Here is a 17,962-nt window from a genome sequence, read left to right as displayed (position 1 = left end):
CATGAGCACAACACACGCGGACGACCCGGGATTCAGCACCAAGGGCGCATACGTCACCGGCGGCGCGGAGTTCACCCGGGACACCAACTACATCGAGGACCGCATCACCCGCGACGGCGGACCCGGCCGGAATGGTGAGCCCGGCTGGCCGGTGGAGCCGGGACGCTACCGGCTGATCGCGGCCCGCGCCTGCCCGTGGGCCAACCGGACCGTGATCGTGCGGCGGCTGCTGGGCCTCGAGGACGCCATTTCCCTCGGCCAGCCCGGCCCCACCCATGACGCACGCTCCTGGACCTTCGACCTGGACCCCGGCGGCAAGGATCCGGTGCTCGGCGTGGAACGGATCCAGGAGTCCTACTTCCGCCGGTTCCCGGACTATCCCCGCGGCATCACCGTGCCCGCCATTGTCGACGTCGCCAGTGGACAGGTGGTGACCAACAACTTCCCGCAGATTACCCTCGACTTCGCGACCGAGTGGACCGGGTACCACCGCCCCGGTGCCCCGGACCTCTACCCGGAGGCACTGCGCGAGGAGATCGACGCCGTCAACGGGAGGGTCTTCACCGAAGTCAACAACGGCGTGTACCGCTGCGGCTTCGCCGGCTCCCAGGAGGCCTATGACGCCGCTTACGACCGGCTCTGGACCGCCTTGGACTGGTTGGAGGAGCGCCTCACCGGACAGCGGTACCTTGTCGGAGATACGATCACGGAGGCCGACGTCCGGCTCTTCACCACGCTGGCACGCTTCGACGCCGTGTACCACGGGCATTTCAAATGCAACCGGCAGAAACTCAGCGAGATGCCCGCACTGTGGGCCTACTCCCGCGACCTGTTCCAAACCCCCGGGTTCGGCGACACCATCGACTTCGTGGAGATCAAGCAGCACTATTACATCGTCCACGAGGACATTAACCCCACCGGGATCGTTCCGGCGGGGCCGGAGCGTGGCAACTGGCTGACCGCCCACGGCCGCGACGCCCTCGGCGGCCGTCCCTTCGGCGAGGGAACGCCGCCGGGACCGGTCCGGACCGGGGAGGAAGTCGCTCCGGGGCACGGCGCCGGCTGAGCCGAACGGCGCAGGGCCCGGGGGTTTGTCCAGTTGTCGCAGCAACGTCCCCACCCTAGGGTGAGCCGGGTGACTACTACAGACGAGGCCACGCACACCGGTGGCCCCTCACTGCCCCTGCGACTCTGGCGGATCGTGACCGGCAACGTCCGCTCAGCGCTGCTGTGGCCCCGGCTGCAGCTGGCCATGAAGGCTGGGCTGGCTGCGGGTATTGCCTTCGCGATCGCCCCGTTTATGCCCGGCTCCGCGGCCGACTACCCCTACTACGCTCCGCTGGGCGCCCTGGTGGCCATGTACGAGAACGTCGCCGGTTCCATGAAGCAGGGTGTGCAGACGCTTTTTGGCCTCGCCATCGGCGTGGGGCTGGCCTTTGTACTGTTTATTCTCGGCAGTCCGTCGCCGCTGACAGTCGGCGTGGTGATGGCCTTCGGCGTTATCCTGGCCGGACTCCCGAAGATCGGCGCGGGCCGGGACTGGATCCCGACGGCGGCACTCCTGGTACTGCTGGTCGGCGGCCACGATCCGGACCAGTTCTCCTTCGGCTACCTCCTCCAGATGGGCGTGGGGGTCACGGTGGGCATCCTCGTGAACCTGCTGGTCTTCCCGCCGCTGCACTTCCGCGCCGCCGAGCTCAGCATCGCCGAACTGCGCCTCGCGCTCGCCCAGCAGCTCTGGGACATGGCCAAGGCGCTGAAGGAAAGCTGGCCGCCGGAACACGAAGACTGGTCGAAGCGGTCCGGCGCGCTCGATGCGTCTGCGCGCTCCGTCCGCCTCGCCGTGGAGAAGGCGGACGCCAGCCGGCGGGCGAATCCACGGCGCCGGCTCCACCCTCGGGACATCGACCTGGACTACCGCAATTTACGCGACCTGGAACGGGTGACCTTCCATGTCCAGGACGTGACGCAGGTGCTCTCGGATGTCATCTGGGCCAAGGACACTCCCTTTGTGGTGCCGGATGAATACGCGGCTCCGCTTGCCGACGCCATGTCCGCCGTGGGAGACGTCCTGCGCTCGGTCGAGGAGGAGGGCCCGGAACAGCAGTCGGAGCAGATTGAAGCGGCCGACGCCGGCGTCAAGGCCCTGACGGCAAGGGTCGGCGCCGAGGAAGCGGCGACCGACGCTCCCAGCGCCGTCGAATCGATCCTGTTGAGCCTGCACCGGGTGCTGCGCGTGGCGAAGTCTGCCGCGGACAGGACGTAGCTCGCCAAAGGGTACCCGGCAGCTACCAGGCAGGCAACAGCGCAGATAACGACGGCGGTGCCCTCCCCTTTCCGGGGCGGACACCGCCGTCGACTGGTTCGGCCGGGTGGAACTAAAGCGCGGCAACCGATCCGCTGAAGTGCTTGCGTCCGGACCGCGCATTCCAGGCGACATAGTCCGAGCGTCGCCACGCCCCGTCAGCGTCCTGGCTGGTGCTGATGCCCAGCGCCACGCTGGCCGGCAGGAAGACCGGCGCCTCGAAGGCCACATCCCAGCTGAAGGCATCGCCCCTGGCGGCACCCACATCCGCCAGGGCCCGTGACGCCAGATACATGCCATGCGCAATCGACCGTCGCAGGCCCAGGGCCTTGGCCGAGAGGACGCTCAGGTGGATCGGGTTGAAGTCGCCGGACACGGCGGCGTAGGCGCGCCCCGTGTCGACGCCCAGCTGCCACAGCGCGGTCGGATCCGGCGCCGAGAAATCCGCCGCGGCCGCAGCGGCCGTGGGCTTGTCGATTCCGGGCAGGAACACGCCCTTCGCGAGGTAACTCGAGACACCCCGCCAGCTCACGGCGTCTTCCCCCGTGCGGCGCACCTCCGCGACGAGGTCCAGCTGGGTGCCGGACCGGTGCCCGCGCAGGTTCGCCGCCCACGCCTGGATATCCAGGGCCTCGGTGAACCGGAGCGGAGAGGACTGCACGATATGGTTTTCCAGATGGATCATGCCGAGCAGCGGCAGGGGGAAATCATCCCGGTTCATCACGCTCATCGCCAGCGGGAACGCCAGCGCATGGATGAAACCGGCCGGCAGGACATCGCTCGCGGTCTCGCCGATCAGATGCTGGTACGCCGTGAGGTTTTCCACCGACGCCTTGACGCCGCGGACCTCGTGCCGTGCCTCCGGGAGCCCGGCGCCCGCATGGGTGCCGAGAACCCGGCGTCGGGCCGCGGTGGCTGCCGCGTTGACGTAAAGCTTGGACAGCGACGGCATCTCCCCCAGGATGACCGGCTGCGATAGGCTCATGCTCCCACCAGGTTCTGCCCGCAGACGCGCAGTACCTCACCGGAGATGCCCCCGGCGGCGTCGCTGGCCAGGAACGCGATGGCCTCGGCGACGTCGCCCGGCCGGCCGCCCTGCTGCAGGGAGTTCAGCCTCCGGGCGATCTCGCGGGTGGCGAAGGGGATCTTCGCGGTCATCTCGGTCTCGATGAAGCCCGGGGCGACGGCGTTGATGGAGCCGCCGTGCGCGGCGATCAGCGGAGCCGTGGCCCGGACCATGCCCATCACGCCGCCCTTGGAGGCGGCATAGTTGGTCTGGCCGCGGTTGCCGGCGATGCCGCTGGTCGAGGCGACGGAGACGATCCGCGGGGAGCTCCGGAAATGCTCAGAGGCCAGCAGGGCCTCGTTGATCCGCAGCTGCGCGGCGATGTTGACCGCGATCACCGAGTTCCAGCGGCCCTGGTCCATGTTGGCGAGCAGCTTGTCCCGGGTGATGCCGGCGTTGTGGATCACGATGTCCAGACGCCCGTGACGTTCCACGGCGTGGTCGATGATCCGCTGCCCGGCGTCCTCGCGGCAGATGTCCAGCTGCAAAGCCGTGCCGTGCACCTCGTTGGCCACGGCCGCGAGGTGGTCACCGGCCGCCGGGATGTCGACGACGACGAGCGTGGCGCCGTCGCGGTAGAGGGTGCGTGCAATCGCGGCGCCGATTCCCCGCGCGGCTCCGGTCACGACGGCGACTTTCCCCGCGAGCGGCTTGTCGGCGTCGGCCGGCAGCTGCCCTTCGGCGGAGCTGACGGTGAGGAACTGCCCGTCGACGAACGCGGACCGGCCGGAGAGGAAGAACCGGAGCGCTCCGAGGGTGCTGGGGCTGGTGGTGCCGGTGCCGTCGGAGAGCAGGATGCCGTTGGCGGTGGCGCCGGCACGGAGCTCCTTGGCCAGCGAGCGGAGGAGCCCGTCCACTCCCTGGCGGGCCGCCGCGGCGGCCGGGTCCGTACTGTCCGGATTTGCAGCGTCCGCCGCCGCGCGGGAGATGGTGATGACGCGGGCGTTGGCTGCCAGGTCCCGGAGGGACGTGGCGGCGGTGAGCACCGGCTTTTCCAGGTCCTCCGGACGGCCCAGTTCATCCAGGACGAGGATGATGGCGCCGAGCTTCTCCTTTGGCACCGCGTGGCGGCGCACATCGAGATTCCAGGACAGGAGCGTCGAGGCCAGCGCATCGGCGCCGCTGCCGCCACCCTGGACCAGGACGGGGCCGCTGACGAGCGGCTGTCCCGGCTGGTGGCGGCGCAGCACTACCGGCTGGGGCAGCCCGAGTTTCCTGGCGATGTCCCTGCCCGGGCCCTGGCTCACGAATTGGGTGTATTTGTCGGTCATCGGATCCCCCTAGTGTGCTTCAAGAATAGCGACGACACCCTGGCCGCCGGCGGCGCAGATGGAGATGAGCCCGCGGGCCGGGCGGCCGTCAACGTGGCCCTTGGCGTGGAGCATTTTCGCGAGCGAGGCGACGATCCTTCCGCCGGTGGCCGCGAAGGGGTGGCCCGCCGCGAGGGAGGACCCGTTGATGTTGAGCTTGGACCGGTCGATGCTGCCGAAGGCTCCGTCCAGCCCCAGCCGCGTGCGGCCGAATTCCTCGTCCTCCCACGCGGCCAGGGTGCTCAGCACTGTACCGGCGAAGGCCTCATGGATCTCGAAGAAGTCGATGTCGTCGAGGCTGAGCCCGTTGCGGGCCAGCAGCCTCGGCACAGCGAAGGCCGGAGCCATCAGCAGACCGTCCTTGCCGTGAACGAAGTCGACCGCGGCCGCCTCGCCGTCGACAACGGTGGCCAGCTTGGGCAGATCATGGGCATCCGCCCAGTCCTCGGCCGCGAGCAGCACCGTGGAGGCACCATCGGTGAGCGGGGTCGAGTTGCCCGCCGTCATGGTGGCCGCGGCGCCCAGGTTCTTGCCGAAAACGGGCTTGAGGGTGGCCAGTTTCTCGAGGCTGGTGTCGGCCCGCAGGTTGGAGTCCCGGGTGAGGCCGCGGTACGGGGTGAGCAGGTCATCGAAGAACCCGGCGTCGTAGGCCGCGGCGAGGTTGCGGTGGCTGTTGAAGGCCAGTTCATCCTGGGCCTCCCGGGTGATCTTCCACTGCGCTGTGGTGAGCGCCTGGTGTTCCCCCATGGACAGGCCGGTGCGCGGTTCGCCCGTGTTGGGAGCGTCCGGGGCGAGGTCCTTGGGGCGGAGGCGGCCGAGGACCTGCAGCCGCTGCGGCAGCGTCTTGGCCCGGTTCAGGTCCAGGAGCACCTCGCGCAGGCCCTCACTCACGGCGATGGGTGCGTCCGAGGCGGAGTCGACTCCGCCGGCGATCGCCGAATCGATCTGGCCGAGCTTGATTTTGTTGGCGAGGCCGAGCACCGTTTCCAGCCCGGTGGCACACGCCTGCTGCAGGTCGTAGGCAGGGGTCTCTGCGGACAGTGCGGAGCCCAACACGGCTTCCCGCGTCAGGTTGAAGTCGCGGGAGTGTTTGAGCACCGCCCCGGCGGCAACCTCACCGATGCGTTCGTCCTGCAGGCCGAACCGCGCGATGAGCCCGTCCAGGGCGGCGGTCAGCATGTCCTGGTTGGAGGACTTGGTGTAGGCGCCCCCGGTGCGGGCGAAGGGAATGCGGTTGCCACCAACGATGACCGCCTTGCGGAGCCGCGGCACTGTCGATGCTGTGGCGCTTGCCGCGGAAGGGGAGGCTGCTGCCGCGACGGCCTCGGACGTCGCCGGGGCGTTTGATTCCTTTGGTCCGGGTGCGGACTGTCCGTGGACGGACATGGGCTGTCTCCTTTGATCAAAGCGGTTACCGATACCCAGCGTACCTGATACGCTGAGTATCGTGAACATCCCCCAGACCGACCTTCCCGGCGGCAGCGCGCCAGGCTCCGCCACTGCCGGTGCCAGCGGTGTGGACGGCCGCGCCTCGCGCTGGCAGTCGCACCGTGAAGAGCGCCGCCGGGAGCTGATCAAGTCAGCCCGTAAGGCCGTCCACAGCCTGGGCAGTGATGCGTCCATGGAAGACATCGCCGCCGCGGCGGGTACCTCCAAGTCCGTGTTCTACCGGTACTTCGGTGATAAGGCCGGGCTCCAGCAGGCCGTGGGCGAAGTCGTGCTGAGCCAGATGCAGCGCCGCATCCAGGAAGCGGCCCAGAGCGCCCAAACACCGCGCGAGGGGCTGCTGGCAATGGTGTCCGCGTACCTGCAGATGGCGGAAACAAGCCCTAATGTCTACACCTTCGTCACGCGCTACACCCCCGGGGATGCCACGAGCGGCACCCTCGCCACCGCCGGAGCCCTGGGTCACTTTTTCGCGGCGATCAGCGACATGATTGCCCGGCCCATGCGCAACCACCTCAGCGACCCGGCCGGGCGCGAGGCCGTGATCGGATACTGGCCGAACGCGGCGATCGGCCTCGTCCGGAACGCCGGCGAACAATGGCTGGCCAGTCCGGCGTCCCCCACCAAACCAGACCAGGCGGCCATGGCACGCCAGATCACCGACTGGCTGTGCCTCGGCATCGCCCCCGAACTGCGCACTTCAGCACCGACTTCACTTCCAACTTCAGCACCGACCTTGTCAGAACCAACGAAGGAATCGACATGACCGAACTAGCCGACCGCCCCGCGGGCCCCCCGACGAACGTCCCTGCCGCGAAGCCGGCCTCCACACGCCCGGCGGCCACGCCCGGCGCGCCGGCAGCGGTGGCTCCCACTGTCGACGTCGCCGCACTGGGCGAGCTGCTCCTGGGAAAGTGGGCCGACACCCGCCGCGCCTCACGGGCACTCGCAGGCCAGCCGGAACTGCACAAGACGGAAGGGCTGACCCATACCGAGCACCGTCGTCGGACTTTCGGCCAGCTCAAGATCCTGGTGGACAACGGCGCAGTGCACCGCGCCTTCCCCGCGTCCGTCGGCGGCGCCGACGAACACGGCGGCAACGTGGCCGGATTCCAGGAGCTTGTCATCGCCGACCCCTCGCTGCAGATCAAGGCCGGTGTGCAGTGGGGACTGTTCGGCTCCGCCGTGAGCCACCTCGGCACCGAGCAGCACCACCAGCAGTGGCTGCCCGGCATCATGAGCCTGGACATTCCCGGTTGTTTTGCCATGACGGAGACCGGGCACGGCTCGGACGTCGCCAGCATCGCCACCACCGCCACCTACGACCCGGCCACCGAGGAATTCGTGGTGCACACCCCGTTCCGGGCCGCGTGGAAAGACTACATCGGCAACGCCGCCATGGACGGCCTCGCCGCCGTCGTCTTCGCCCAGCTGGTGACGCAGGGCGTGAACCACGGCGTCCACGCTTTCTATATGGACCTCCGCGACCCCGGGACAAAGGAATTCCTGCCGGGCATCGGCGGCGAGGACGACGGCGTCAAGGGCGGACTGAACGGCATCGACAACGGCCGGCTGCACTTCACGCACGTCCGGATCCCGCGCACCAACCTGCTGAACCGCTACGGCAACGTTGACGCCGACGGCAGCTACAGCTCCCCCATCGCCAGCCCGGGCCGCCGCTTCTTCACCATGCTCGGCACCCTGGTCCAGGGCCGCGTCTCGCTCGACGGCGCCGCCGTCACCGCGTCGAAGCTCGCCCTGAAGACGGCGATCCAGTACGCCACGGAACGCCGCCAGTTCAACGCGTCCTCGCAGACCGACGAGGAAGTGCTGCTGGACTACCAGCGGCACCAGCGCCGGCTGTTCACCCGCCTGGCCACAACGTACGCCGCGGGTTTCGCCAGCGAACAGCTGCTGCAGAAGTTCGACGACGTTTTCTCCGGCCGGACTGACACCGACGAGGACCGCCAGGACCTGGAAACCCTCGCGGCCGCGCTCAAGCCGCTCAGCACCTGGCACGCGCTCGACACCCTGCAGGAATGCCGCGAAGCCTGCGGCGGCGCCGGCTTCCTGATTGAGAACCGCTTCGCCTCGCTGCGCGCCGACCTTGATGTGTACGCCACCTTCGAAGGGGACAACACGGTCCTGCTGCAGCTGGTCGCCAAGCGGCTGCTGGCCGACTACGCCAAGGAATTCCGCACCGTGAACTTCGGCGTGCTGGCCCGCTACGTGGTCGGCCAGGCCACCGGCGCCGCCATCCACCGGACCGGCCTGCGCGGCGTCGCGCAGTTCATGGCGGATACCGGGTCGGTGCAGAAGGCCGCCATCGCGATCAAGGACGAGGCCAGCCAGCGCGCGCTGCTGACCGACCGGGTGCAGACCATGGTCGCCGACGTCGGCTCGGCGCTGAAGGGCGCCAACAAGCTGCCGCAGCAGCAGGGGGCGGCACTGTTCAACAGCCACCAGAACGAACTCATCGAAGCTGCCCAGGCGCACGCCGAGCTGCTGCAGTGGGAAGCCTTCACCGAAGCGCTGGGCAAGGTCACCGACCCGGGCACCAGGAAGGTGCTGACCTGGCTTCGCGACCTCTTCGGGCTGTCCCTGATCGAGGAAAACCTGTCCTGGTACCTGATGAACGGCCGGCTCTCCATGCAGCGCGCCCGGACCGTGGGCGACTACATTAACCGCCTGCTCGTGAAGATCCGCCCGCACGCCCTGGACCTGGTCGACGCCTTCGGATTCGGGCCCGAACACCTCCGCGCCGAGATCGCCACGGGCGCCGAGCAGCTCCGCCAGGACGAGGCCCGCGAGTACTTCCGCACGCAGCGCGCCAGCGGCGACGCCCCGGTGGACGAGAAAATCCTGCTGGCCCGCAAGAGCCACGGGAAGGCCTCCGGCGCCTGACCCGGCTGTCATTCGACGACGGAACAGACGACGACGGCGCCGCCCTTCACCGGGGCGGCGCCGTCGTCGTCTGTTAAGGAGTGCCGGGTCAGGAACCCTTGGGGAGCACTGAGCGGTAGACCTCGAGCGTGGTTTCCGTGATGGATTCCCACGAGAAGTGCTCCTCAGCCCGGCGCCGGCCGGCCTGGCCCATGGCCCGGGCCCGGGCGGGATCGGACACGACCTCGGTCAGGGCGGCGGCGAATTCGGTGACGAACTTTTCCGGGTCCAGCGGAGTGCCGGTCCCGTCCGTGACCTGCTCGATGTCCACCAGCAGTCCGGTCTCGCCATGCTGGACAACTTCCGGGATCCCGCCGGTTGCGCTGGCCACGACCGCAGCGCCGCAGGCCATGGCCTCAAGGTTCACGATGCCGAGCGGCTCGTAGATCGAGGGGCAGGCGAACGCCGTGGCGTGGCTGAGGACCTGGATGAGTTCGTTGCGCGGCAGCATCCGCTCCACCAGGATCACGCCGCTGCGCTGGGTCTGCAGCTGCTCGATCAGGCGGGCGGTTTCGGCCGCCAGTTCGGGGGTGTCGGCGGCGCCGAGGCACAGCACCAGCTGGACGTCGGCGGGCAGCTTCGCGGCGGCGCGCAGCAGGTACGGCACCCCCTTCTGGCGCGTGTTGCGGCCCACGAAGACGACGCTCGGCCGGGCCGGGTCAATGCCGAGGGCCCGGACGACGTCCTCGCCCTCGTCCCGGTTCCAGAGGCTCACGTCAATCCCGTTGTGCACCACCTTGACCTTGGCCGGGTCCACCTCGGGGTAGCTGCGGAGAATGTCCTGGCGCATGCCCTCGGACACGGCGATGATGGCGGCCGCGGCCTCATAGGCGGTTTTTTCCACCCAGGAGGACAGGGCGTAGCCGCCGCCGAGCTGCTCGGCCTTCCACGGGCGCAGCGGCTCCAGGCTGTGGGCGCTGAGCACATGCGGAATGCCGTGCAGCAGCGACGCGATGTGCCCGGCCATGTTGGCGTACCAGGTGTGCGAATGCACCACATCCGCGCCGGCGATGTCCGGGACGATCCGCAGGTCCACCCCCAGGGTCTGCAGAGCGGCGTTCGCCCCCCCGAGATCCTCGGGCACGGCGTAGGACGTGACCGTCGCGCCGTGATACCCGGGTTCACGGGGCGCGCCGAAGGCGCGCACCTGCAGATCCACGTGCTGGGCAAGCACCCTGCTGAGTTCGGCCACGTGGACCCCGGCGCCGCCATAAATTTCGGGCGGGAATTCTTTGGTCACAATGTCTATACGCACAAACCCCAAGGTAGTCGTTACGGTGGAACTGATCTAGTGTGAAGACGTTCGGGCGTGCCGGACTGTTTGGGGAAGTACAAAGGCGTTCAGGAGCGATCACCATGCCGAATAAGAAAGTTTTGGCCATTGTCCTCGCAGGTGGCGAGGGAAACCGGCTCATGCCATTGACGGCGGACCGGGCTAAACCCGGCGTCCCGTTCGCTGGAAGTTACCGGCTTATTGACTTTGCATTATCGAACCTGGTCAATTCCCGCTATCTGCAGATCGTCGTCCTGACGCAGTACAAATCGCACAGCCTGGACCGCCATATTTCCGAAACCTGGCGGATGTCCACACAACTGGGCAACTACATCGCCTCGGTCCCCGCGCAGCAGCGCGTGGGCAAGAGCTGGTTCCTCGGCAGCGCCAACGCCATCTACCAGTCCCTGAACCTCATCCACGACGCCAGCCCGGACATCGTCGTCGTCGTGGGCGCGGACCACGTCTACCGGATGGATTTCGCCCAGATGGTGGACCAGCACGTCGCCAGCGGCGCCAAGGCCACCGTCGCGGCCGTCCGCCAGCCGCTGCACATGGCCGACCAGTTCGGTGTGATCGAAGTGGACCATAACAACCCGGAGAAGATCGCGGCCTTTGTCGAGAAGCCCTCCTCCACCCCGGGGCTGGCCGCCGACCCCACCCAGTTCCTCGCCTCCATGGGCAACTACGTCTTCGACGCCGACGCGCTCGTCGACGCCCTGCATGTCGATGCCGAACGCCTGGACACCAAGCACGACATGGGCGGGGATATCATTCCGTACTTCGTCGACAAGGGCGAAGCCGGTGTCTACGACTTCACCCTCAACGAGATCCCCGGCTCCACCGAACGCGACCGCACCTACTGGCGCGACGTCGGCACCATCGACTCGTTCTACGACGCGCACATGGACCTCATCTCCCCGGTGCCGGTGTTCAACCTCTACAACTCGGAATGGCCCATCTACACGCGGCAGAGCATCTCCCCGCCGGCCAAGTTCGTCCGCGGCCAGAAAAACACGGTCGGCACCGCCCTGGATTCGATCGTTGCCAGCGGCACCGTGATCTCCGGCGGCATTGTGGAAGGCTCCGTGCTGTCCAACGATGTCTACGTCGGCACGTCCAGCCGGGTGCTCGACTCCGTCCTGATGGACAAGGTCAACATCGGTGAAGGCGCCGTCGTCAAGCGGGCCATCATCGATAAGAACGTCAAGGTCCCGGCGGGCGCCGCGATCGGCCTCGACCACGAACTGGACCGGGCACGCGGCTTCAAGGTCACCGACTCCGGCATCACTGTCCTGTCCAAGGGTCAGCTCGTCCCGGAGCCCGGCGAGCAGGAGCGCGCATTGTCGGCCGCCAACCTGATCCTGGTGCCGGATGCGGTCAAGGCCGCTACGGAGAACTGGCCCGCGCTGCGGGAATCCGTGGACAAGGTCGCTGAAGTCCAGGCGGCCGCCGTCGGCGTCTCTGCTCCGCGGTCCGGCAACGCCCCCTGAGGCTGATCAGCAGCGGGAGTCCGGCCCCGGCGTCGGGCCGGGCTTCCCGCAGGCTGTAAAATTGGGGCAATGAGCTCTCCCGATCTGCCGTCCGACCTGACCCCCGAGGAAATCCAGGCCTGCCTGAAGGTCCTGAACAGCATCCACATCTACGACGAGGAGCACCCGGACTACGTCTCGGTACGCCGTGCCACCGGCAAGATGTTCAAGGCCGTCAAGCGCCACCGCCGGGTCAGCAAGCGGGATCTGATCGCCGAAGCAGACCGTGCCGTGATCGCCCAGACGGCGACGGCGGCCCCGGACCGGATCGACGACGAAACCCGCGGCAACAAACTTGCCCCCTCCACGACGGGGAGTATCGCCGGGCACCTGATCAAGTCCAGGCCCTGCTACATCTGCAAGCAGCACTTCACTCAGGTGGATGCCTTTTACCACCAGCTGTGCCCGGAATGCGCCGCGTTCAGCCACAGCAAGCGCGACGCCCGGACGGACCTGAGCGGCCGCCGCGCCCTCCTGACCGGCGGCCGGGCCAAGATCGGCATGTACATCGCGCTGCGGCTGCTGCGCGACGGCGCCCACACCACCATCACGACCCGCTTCCCCAAGGACGCCGCACGGCGCTTCGCCGCCATGGAAGACAGCGGCGAGTGGCTGCACCGGCTGCGGATCGTTGGCATCGACCTGCGCGACCCCTCGCAGGTGATGGCACTGACCGACTCCCTGGACGCCGCGGGACCGCTCGACATCATCATCAACAACGCGGCCCAGACCGTGCGCCGCACCGGCAACGCCTACAAGCCGCTGGTCGACGCCGAGGACGAACCGCTCCCCGCGGCCCTCCAGGCGGCCAACGGCGGCCCGGAACTCGTGACCTTCGGCCACGCCCACGACAAGCACCCGCTGGCCCTGGCGAGCACCGTTCTGGAGCACCCGGTGCTGGCCGGGGACGCGATCACCTCGCTGGCCCTGTCCACCGGTTCCGCCTCGCTGGAACGCATCGCCTCCGGCACCGCCATCGACGCCGGCGGCCTGGTTCCCGACCTGGCCAGCATCAACAGCTGGACCCAGGTGGTGGACGAGGTGGATCCCCTGGAAATGCTCGAGGTCCAGCTGTGCAACGTCACCGCGCCGTTCCTGCTGGTCAGCCGGCTCCGGGGGGCGATGAAGCGTTCCACTGCGCGGCGTAAGTACGTCGTGAACGTCAGTGCCATGGAAGGCCAGTTCTCCCGCGCCTACAAGGGCCCCGGCCACCCGCACACCAATATGGCCAAAGCGGCGCTGAACATGATGACCCGCACCAGCGCCCAGGAGATGCTGGACGCGGACGGCATTCTGATGACCGCCGTGGACACCGGCTGGATCACCGATGAGCGCCCGCACTACACCAAGGTGCGTCTGATGGAGGAGGGCTTCCACGCTCCCCTGGACCTCGTCGACGGAGCCGCCCGGGTGTACGACCCGATCGTCATGGGCGAGTCGGGCGAGGACCAGTTCGGCGTCTTCCTGAAGGACTACAAGCCGAGCCCCTGGTAACCACCCGGTCAATATCAGGGCCGGACCGTGGGGGCTACGGGCCTTATGGCCCTAATGGGGGCCCGGCACAGTACGTAACGTGGGTCCACATGAATACAGAGACGACGCCTGCGCCCGATTTCGGATTGTCCATGGACCAGTGCTGGGTGCTGTTGGACACCGAAGTCGTGGGACGGATCGCCCTGATTGTGGACGGGCATCCGGAGATCTTTCCGGTGAACTTCGCGCTCGAGCGCCGCTCGATCGTGTTCCGCACCGCCGGGGGCACCAAACTGTGGGCAGCGATGACGGCCAAGCCCATCGCCTTCGAAATCGATGGCTACGACTCCCATGAACAGCAGGCCTGGAGCGTGGTTGCCCGCGGTGAGGCTGAACTGATTGAGAGCCAACAGGAGAAGGAATCCGTCGACGCCCGGTTGCTTGAGCCGTGGCAGCCAGGAGATAAGGACTACTACGTGCGGCTCTCCCCGAAGGCCCTGACCGGGCGCCGGTTCAAGGTCAACAGGCCGGATCTGTGGAGCACGCGGCTCGCCGACCCCCGCCGGAGCTCCTTCGAATAGGGCACCGGCCGATCAGGTCCCGACCAGAAGGACCCGGTCAGCCCCGGCCCGCCCTGCGCGGATCGCCCGGAGCGGGTACGCCTACTTGGCTGCCTTGACGTCCGGGGCATGGACGACGAGGACGGGGCAGTGGGCATGGGCCACCAGGGCGGAGCTCACGGACCCGATCAGCATTCCGCCGAAGCCGCCGTGTCCGCGGCGCCCCACCACCACCAGGTCGGCGTCCCGGCTGGCCTCAATCAGGGTGTGCCGGGGGTGCCCCTGCACGAGGCGTGGCTCGACGTTGGCCGGGGTGTCGGCCCCGAAGGCCTTCTCCACCGTCTCCCGCAGGATTTCCCCGGCCCGGACGTCGAAGTCGTCGATTCCCATCGCGACGTAACCGTCGTACACCGGAGGGACATCCCAACTGGCCAGCGCCACCAGCCGCGCCGAGAGCGGCACGGCAAGGCTCTGGGCCTGGAGCAGCGCCTCCACCGACGCGTCGGAACCATCAACCCCCACCACAATGGTCCGGATGTCCCTGGCTTCGGTCATGGCAGATCCCTTCGTCATACGGTTGTCGCGTCCAGCCTATAGTGCAGGCCGGGCGGGGCGGCAGCTAGGGCCGAAAGTCATCGGGGACGGCACGCCGGCCCGCTCACGGCGGGACCAAGGACCCTTGCCCGGGCACGGACCACGGAGAAGAATTGCTGTTGCCGGGGACGGGAAACGGCTCCCGGAGTGGACAATGTAACAACGGGGACCAGGCGGCGCCGGCGACGACGGCACCTGGTTCGCAACAATGCATCACAAGGCACTACCCGCAGGCGTGATCTGCGAAAATCAGGCTGGGGAGCACCGCACCATTCATGGCAGCGCAAGCCGCCGGACAGGAGAATCATGATTGCCTGGGCAGACTCAGGTCTCACTGCACCCGACGTGGCGCCGGCCGTCATTCGGGTTTTCATCCTGGATGACCACGAACTCGTCAGGCGCGGACTTCAGGAGCTCCTCGAGGGTGAGGGCTTCCAGGTGGTGGGGAGTTCGGGTTCCGCCGTCGAGGCGACCCGCCGTATACCAGCCCTCCATCCGGACGTCAGTGTCCTCGATGCCCGGCTTCCGGACGGAACCGGGATTGAGGTCTGCCGCGACGTGCGCTCGGTTGACCCGTCGCTGAACTGCATCATCCTGACCAGTTTCGATGACGAGCAGGCCCTGCGCGGCGCCGTACTGGCGGGTGCGAGCGGCTATGTGCTCAAGGAAATCGGGGGCACCGACCTGATCGGGGCACTGCGCCGGGCAGCCACCGGCGAGTCGCTCTTCGCGGAGGGCGTCGCCGCCGGCATCGTTGACAGCCTTGTCGAGGCCGAAGAGGTGGATCCCAGGACGTCCTCGCTCACACCGCAGGAGCGCCGGGTGCTGGAGCTGGTGGGTGGCGGGCTCACGAACCGCCAGATTGCTGCGGAAATGTTCCTGGCGGAGAAGACTGTCAAGAACTACGTGTCGTCGCTGCTGGCCAAGCTGGGCTTCGAACGCCGGACCCAGGCCGCTGTGTTCATTGCCGGGCCCTCCTCACCCGTACCGCCCGGAAGCCATGCAGAACTCAGCCGCCCGCACGGTGTCCGCTAGCTGACGTCCGTCACGGCCACGCCATCGGCACGGTCTGCTGAACGGCACGGTCTGCTCTTAGAGCGGCACTGACCACTCAAGGCTCGTGCCGGCGTCCGGCGCGCTGGTAATGGTGCATTCGCCGTCCAGCATCCGGGCACGGTCCTCCAGGTTGGCGAGTCCCCGGCGTTTTCCGGGTTCAGCGAAGCCGGCTCCATTGTCCGTGATGACCACCGTCACCCGGCCCTTGACCACACCGACCGAAACGGAGATGGTGTCCGCGCCGGAATGCCTGATGGCGTTGCTGAGCCCCTCCGAGACTACGGCCACGACATTGTCCGCCTTGTCCGGCGTGACGGCGTCCACCGGGCCCGTGATAATCAGGCGGGGTGTGAAGGGCATGGACTTCGCCGAGCTGCGGGTCACCCGCCGGATCCGTCCGCTCAGCAGTTCCGTTTCGCCGCTGCTGCTCTTGAGCGAGTAGATCGTGTCCCGCAGGCTCCTGATCGCCTCGTCAAGTTCGCCGGTGATATTGCGGATCCGTTCGGTGGCGAGCTCATCCTTGGTATAACGGGCCAGGCTCTGGACACTGAGGCCGGCTGCGAACAGCCGCTGGATCACGAGGTCGTGCAGGTCGCGGGCGATCCGGTCCCGGTCGGTGAAGACCAGCAGCTCCTCGCGCAGCCGGTGAACGCGGGCGAGTTCGAGGGCGAGGGCGACATGGGAGCCGAAGACGGCACCCATCTCGATGTCCGTGCGGGCGTAGCGTAATTCGTCGGGGTCCCGGATCAGCAGCAGGAGGCCGTGGTGCGCCCCCTGGGTGCTCAGCGCCACCGCCAGCAACGGGCCGGTGATCCCGCCGTCGATCTCCCCGAAGAGGGCGGAGGCGTTGTCAAGCACAACGGGTTCGCCGCCGTCGAGGACACTTTCCAGCAGCGGTGAATCGAGCTTGAGCGAACGGCCGGAGAACTGTGGACTGCGCTTTCCGGCGACCCCGGCGACGATATGGCCGCGGCCGTCAGTGGCGGGCGCCACCAGCAGGGCCAACTGCGACCCCGACTCCTGGAGAGCCCGGCTTGCGATGGGATCCAGTCCGCCGGCGGTGTAGTCTCGGTCATTGCTGAGCATAAGCCCTGAAACGTCCATGCAGGCTTCCAGCCAGCGGGCCCGGCGCCGGGCGTCGTCGTAGAGCCGCGCATTTTCAATGGCGACACCCGCAGCGGCCGCAAGGGCCACGGCCAGGCCCTCGTCCTCGGCCGTGAATTCGCTGCCGTCTTCCTTTTCCGTCAGATAGAGATTCCCGAACACCACGTCCCGGACCCGCACCGGAACACCGAGGAAGGACTTCATGGGGGGATGGTCCGACGGGAAGCCGTACGATTCCGGATGTGTATGCAGGTCATGAAGCCGAAGCGGGCGGGGGTCGGAAATCAGGAGGCCCAGGACCCCGTGGCCGGTGGGCAGCGGCCCGATCCGGTGGGCGATTTCCTGGTCGATGCCGACCGTAATGAAGTGACTGAGCGCGCGGTCGTCGCCGATGACGCCCAGGGCGCCATAGCGGGCATGAAGCAAGCGGCAGGCGGACTGCACCACGCGTTCCAGAACGGCATCGAGGCTGAGGTCCTCGGCAACGGCGACGACGGCCTCCAGCAGCCCGGCCATCCGTTCCTGGGATTGGAGCAATTCCTCGGCCCTGGAAACGAAGCCCCTGAGGACGCCGTCGATCATGGGCTGTGGCTCAGCGGCGGTCTGATCCGGTCGTTCCCCCATTGAATGCATGCTCATGGCCCCAATTCGATACAACGAACGCAACAATCGTCCGCGCTGACGATAGTGAAGCCAGAATACCCCGAAGCGTGCGCAAAGACCCCAGACGGAAGACGATGTTGCTTCGGATTGTGACCTTTTCCCCTACCCCCTTGCCACTTGCCTGGCGTAGGCTCGCCGCCATGAGTACTGATCCGAAGCCGGGAAAAAACCAGCAGGCACACGAAGTTGAGAACCTTGACCACCACGAATGTTGGCGTCTGTTACGCGGTGTCACCGTGGGCAGGCTCGCGGTCTGGGTGGACGACCATCCCGACATATTCCCGATCAATTACAAGGTGGACCACGGCACCCTGGTGTTCCGCACGGCGGACGGCACCAAGCTCCAGGCCGCTACGTCCGACACCCCGGTGGCGGTGGAGGCCGACGGCGTGGACGCCGACAGCGGCATCGCCTGGAGTGTGGTGATCAAGGGACAGGCCGCACCGGTGCAGAACCAGCAGGAGGTCCTGGACACCGTGGGGCTGTTGCTGTTCCCCTGGCAGGCCGGCAAGAAGGAACACTTCGTCAGGATCACTCCGGACACCGTGACAGGCCGACGCTTCAAGGTGGTCCCGCCGCTGACCTGGTGGACGCCGCTGGACGACGCCACCCGTTCCGGACTCGAATAACGCCTGGC

General features: G+C 67.7%; 15 protein-coding genes. 9 read left to right on the top strand and 6 right to left on the bottom strand.

Annotated elements, in window-relative coordinates; translation table 11 throughout:
* Position 1 precedes the first annotated feature (1 nt).
* Positions 2 to 1,066 carry a glutathione S-transferase family protein gene (locus tag ABIB29_RS04990; protein WP_354170610.1) on the top strand — a complete coding sequence of 355 codons (1,065 nt, stop codon included), beginning with the start codon at positions 2 to 4 and terminating at the stop codon, positions 1,064 to 1,066.
* Between the two features lie 186 nt (positions 1,067 to 1,252).
* Entirely contained in the window at positions 1,253 to 2,266 is a 1,014-nt protein-coding gene (locus tag ABIB29_RS04985) for an FUSC family protein (protein WP_354171087.1), read from the top strand.
* A 112-nt stretch (positions 2,267 to 2,378) separates the two neighbouring features.
* Here the strand turns inward: ABIB29_RS04985 and ABIB29_RS04980 are convergent, their stop codons facing one another.
* From ABIB29_RS04980 to ABIB29_RS04970, 3 genes are read right to left on the bottom strand one after another with little or no spacing between them, the layout of a single operon-like run.
* Positions 2,379 to 3,290: a MaoC family dehydratase gene (locus tag ABIB29_RS04980; protein WP_354170609.1), complete on the bottom strand. Its 912-nt coding sequence runs from the start codon at positions 3,288 to 3,290 to the stop codon at positions 2,379 to 2,381.
* Positions 3,287 to 4,642 (bottom strand): 3-oxoacyl-ACP reductase, encoded by a 1,356-nt coding sequence (locus ABIB29_RS04975; protein ID WP_354170608.1) that lies wholly within the window; start codon positions 4,640 to 4,642, stop codon positions 3,287 to 3,289. The genes ABIB29_RS04980 and ABIB29_RS04975 overlap by 4 nt, the downstream gene beginning before the upstream one ends.
* A gap of 9 nt (positions 4,643 to 4,651) precedes the next feature.
* Entirely contained in the window at positions 4,652 to 6,067 is a 1,416-nt protein-coding gene (locus ABIB29_RS04970) for an acetyl-CoA C-acetyltransferase (protein ID WP_354170606.1), read from the bottom strand.
* A gap of 67 nt (positions 6,068 to 6,134) precedes the next feature.
* On the opposite strand from ABIB29_RS04970, the gene ABIB29_RS04965 reads away from it, so the two are divergent.
* Together ABIB29_RS04965 and ABIB29_RS04960 are read left to right on the top strand one after the other, a co-directional pair.
* Entirely contained in the window at positions 6,135 to 6,893 is a 759-nt protein-coding gene (locus tag ABIB29_RS04965) for a TetR/AcrR family transcriptional regulator (protein WP_502915564.1), read from the top strand.
* The gene (locus tag ABIB29_RS04960; RefSeq protein WP_354170604.1) at positions 6,890 to 9,031 is read left to right on the top strand and encodes an acyl-CoA dehydrogenase family protein; all 2,142 of its coding nucleotides are present in this window, start codon (positions 6,890 to 6,892) and stop codon (positions 9,029 to 9,031) included. The genes ABIB29_RS04965 and ABIB29_RS04960 overlap by 4 nt, the downstream gene beginning before the upstream one ends.
* A gap of 88 nt (positions 9,032 to 9,119) precedes the next feature.
* Here the strand turns inward: ABIB29_RS04960 and glgA are convergent, their stop codons facing one another.
* Positions 9,120 to 10,325 (bottom strand): glycogen synthase, encoded by a 1,206-nt coding sequence (gene glgA, locus ABIB29_RS04955; RefSeq protein WP_354170602.1) that lies wholly within the window; start codon positions 10,323 to 10,325, stop codon positions 9,120 to 9,122.
* 95 nt (positions 10,326 to 10,420) lie between these two features.
* Between glgA and glgC the strand changes: the two genes are divergently transcribed.
* The 3 genes from glgC (at position 10,421) to ABIB29_RS04940 (ending at position 13,929) form a co-directional block, all read left to right on the top strand.
* On the top strand, positions 10,421 to 11,836 hold the full coding sequence (glgC, locus tag ABIB29_RS04950) for a glucose-1-phosphate adenylyltransferase (protein ID WP_354171083.1): 1,416 nt from the start codon (positions 10,421 to 10,423) through the stop codon (positions 11,834 to 11,836).
* 69 nt (positions 11,837 to 11,905) lie between these two features.
* Complete coding sequence (locus tag ABIB29_RS04945; RefSeq protein ID WP_354170601.1) at positions 11,906 to 13,369, top strand: SDR family NAD(P)-dependent oxidoreductase; 1,464 nt, start codon at positions 11,906 to 11,908, stop codon at positions 13,367 to 13,369.
* An 89-nt stretch (positions 13,370 to 13,458) separates the two neighbouring features.
* A complete protein-coding gene (locus ABIB29_RS04940; protein WP_354170599.1) occupies positions 13,459 to 13,929 on the top strand; it encodes a pyridoxamine 5'-phosphate oxidase family protein in 471 nt (156 codons plus the stop codon).
* Between the two features lie 81 nt (positions 13,930 to 14,010).
* Here ABIB29_RS04940 and ABIB29_RS04935 read toward each other — a convergent pair whose 3' ends face one another.
* Positions 14,011 to 14,463, bottom strand: coding sequence for a universal stress protein (locus ABIB29_RS04935; protein WP_354170597.1), 453 nt, complete (start codon positions 14,461 to 14,463; stop codon positions 14,011 to 14,013).
* A 345-nt stretch (positions 14,464 to 14,808) separates the two neighbouring features.
* Between ABIB29_RS04935 and ABIB29_RS04930 the strand changes: the two genes are divergently transcribed.
* On the top strand, positions 14,809 to 15,537 hold the full coding sequence (locus ABIB29_RS04930; protein WP_354170595.1) for a response regulator: 729 nt from the start codon (positions 14,809 to 14,811) through the stop codon (positions 15,535 to 15,537).
* Between the two features lie 57 nt (positions 15,538 to 15,594).
* On the opposite strand, the gene ABIB29_RS04925 is transcribed toward ABIB29_RS04930, so the two are convergent.
* A complete protein-coding gene (locus ABIB29_RS04925) occupies positions 15,595 to 17,286 on the bottom strand; it encodes a GAF domain-containing sensor histidine kinase (RefSeq protein WP_502915563.1) in 1,692 nt (563 codons plus the stop codon).
* A 179-nt stretch (positions 17,287 to 17,465) separates the two neighbouring features.
* Between ABIB29_RS04925 and ABIB29_RS04920 the strand changes: the two genes are divergently transcribed.
* On the top strand, positions 17,466 to 17,954 hold the full coding sequence (locus tag ABIB29_RS04920) for a pyridoxamine 5'-phosphate oxidase family protein (RefSeq protein ID WP_354170594.1): 489 nt from the start codon (positions 17,466 to 17,468) through the stop codon (positions 17,952 to 17,954).
* Positions 17,955 to 17,962 lie beyond the last annotated feature (8 nt).

The organism is Arthrobacter sp. UYEF36 (assembly GCF_040547025.1).
Lineage (GTDB): Bacteria > Actinomycetota > Actinomycetes > Actinomycetales > Micrococcaceae > Arthrobacter.
This window is presented reverse-complemented; position numbering and strand designations above follow the sequence as displayed.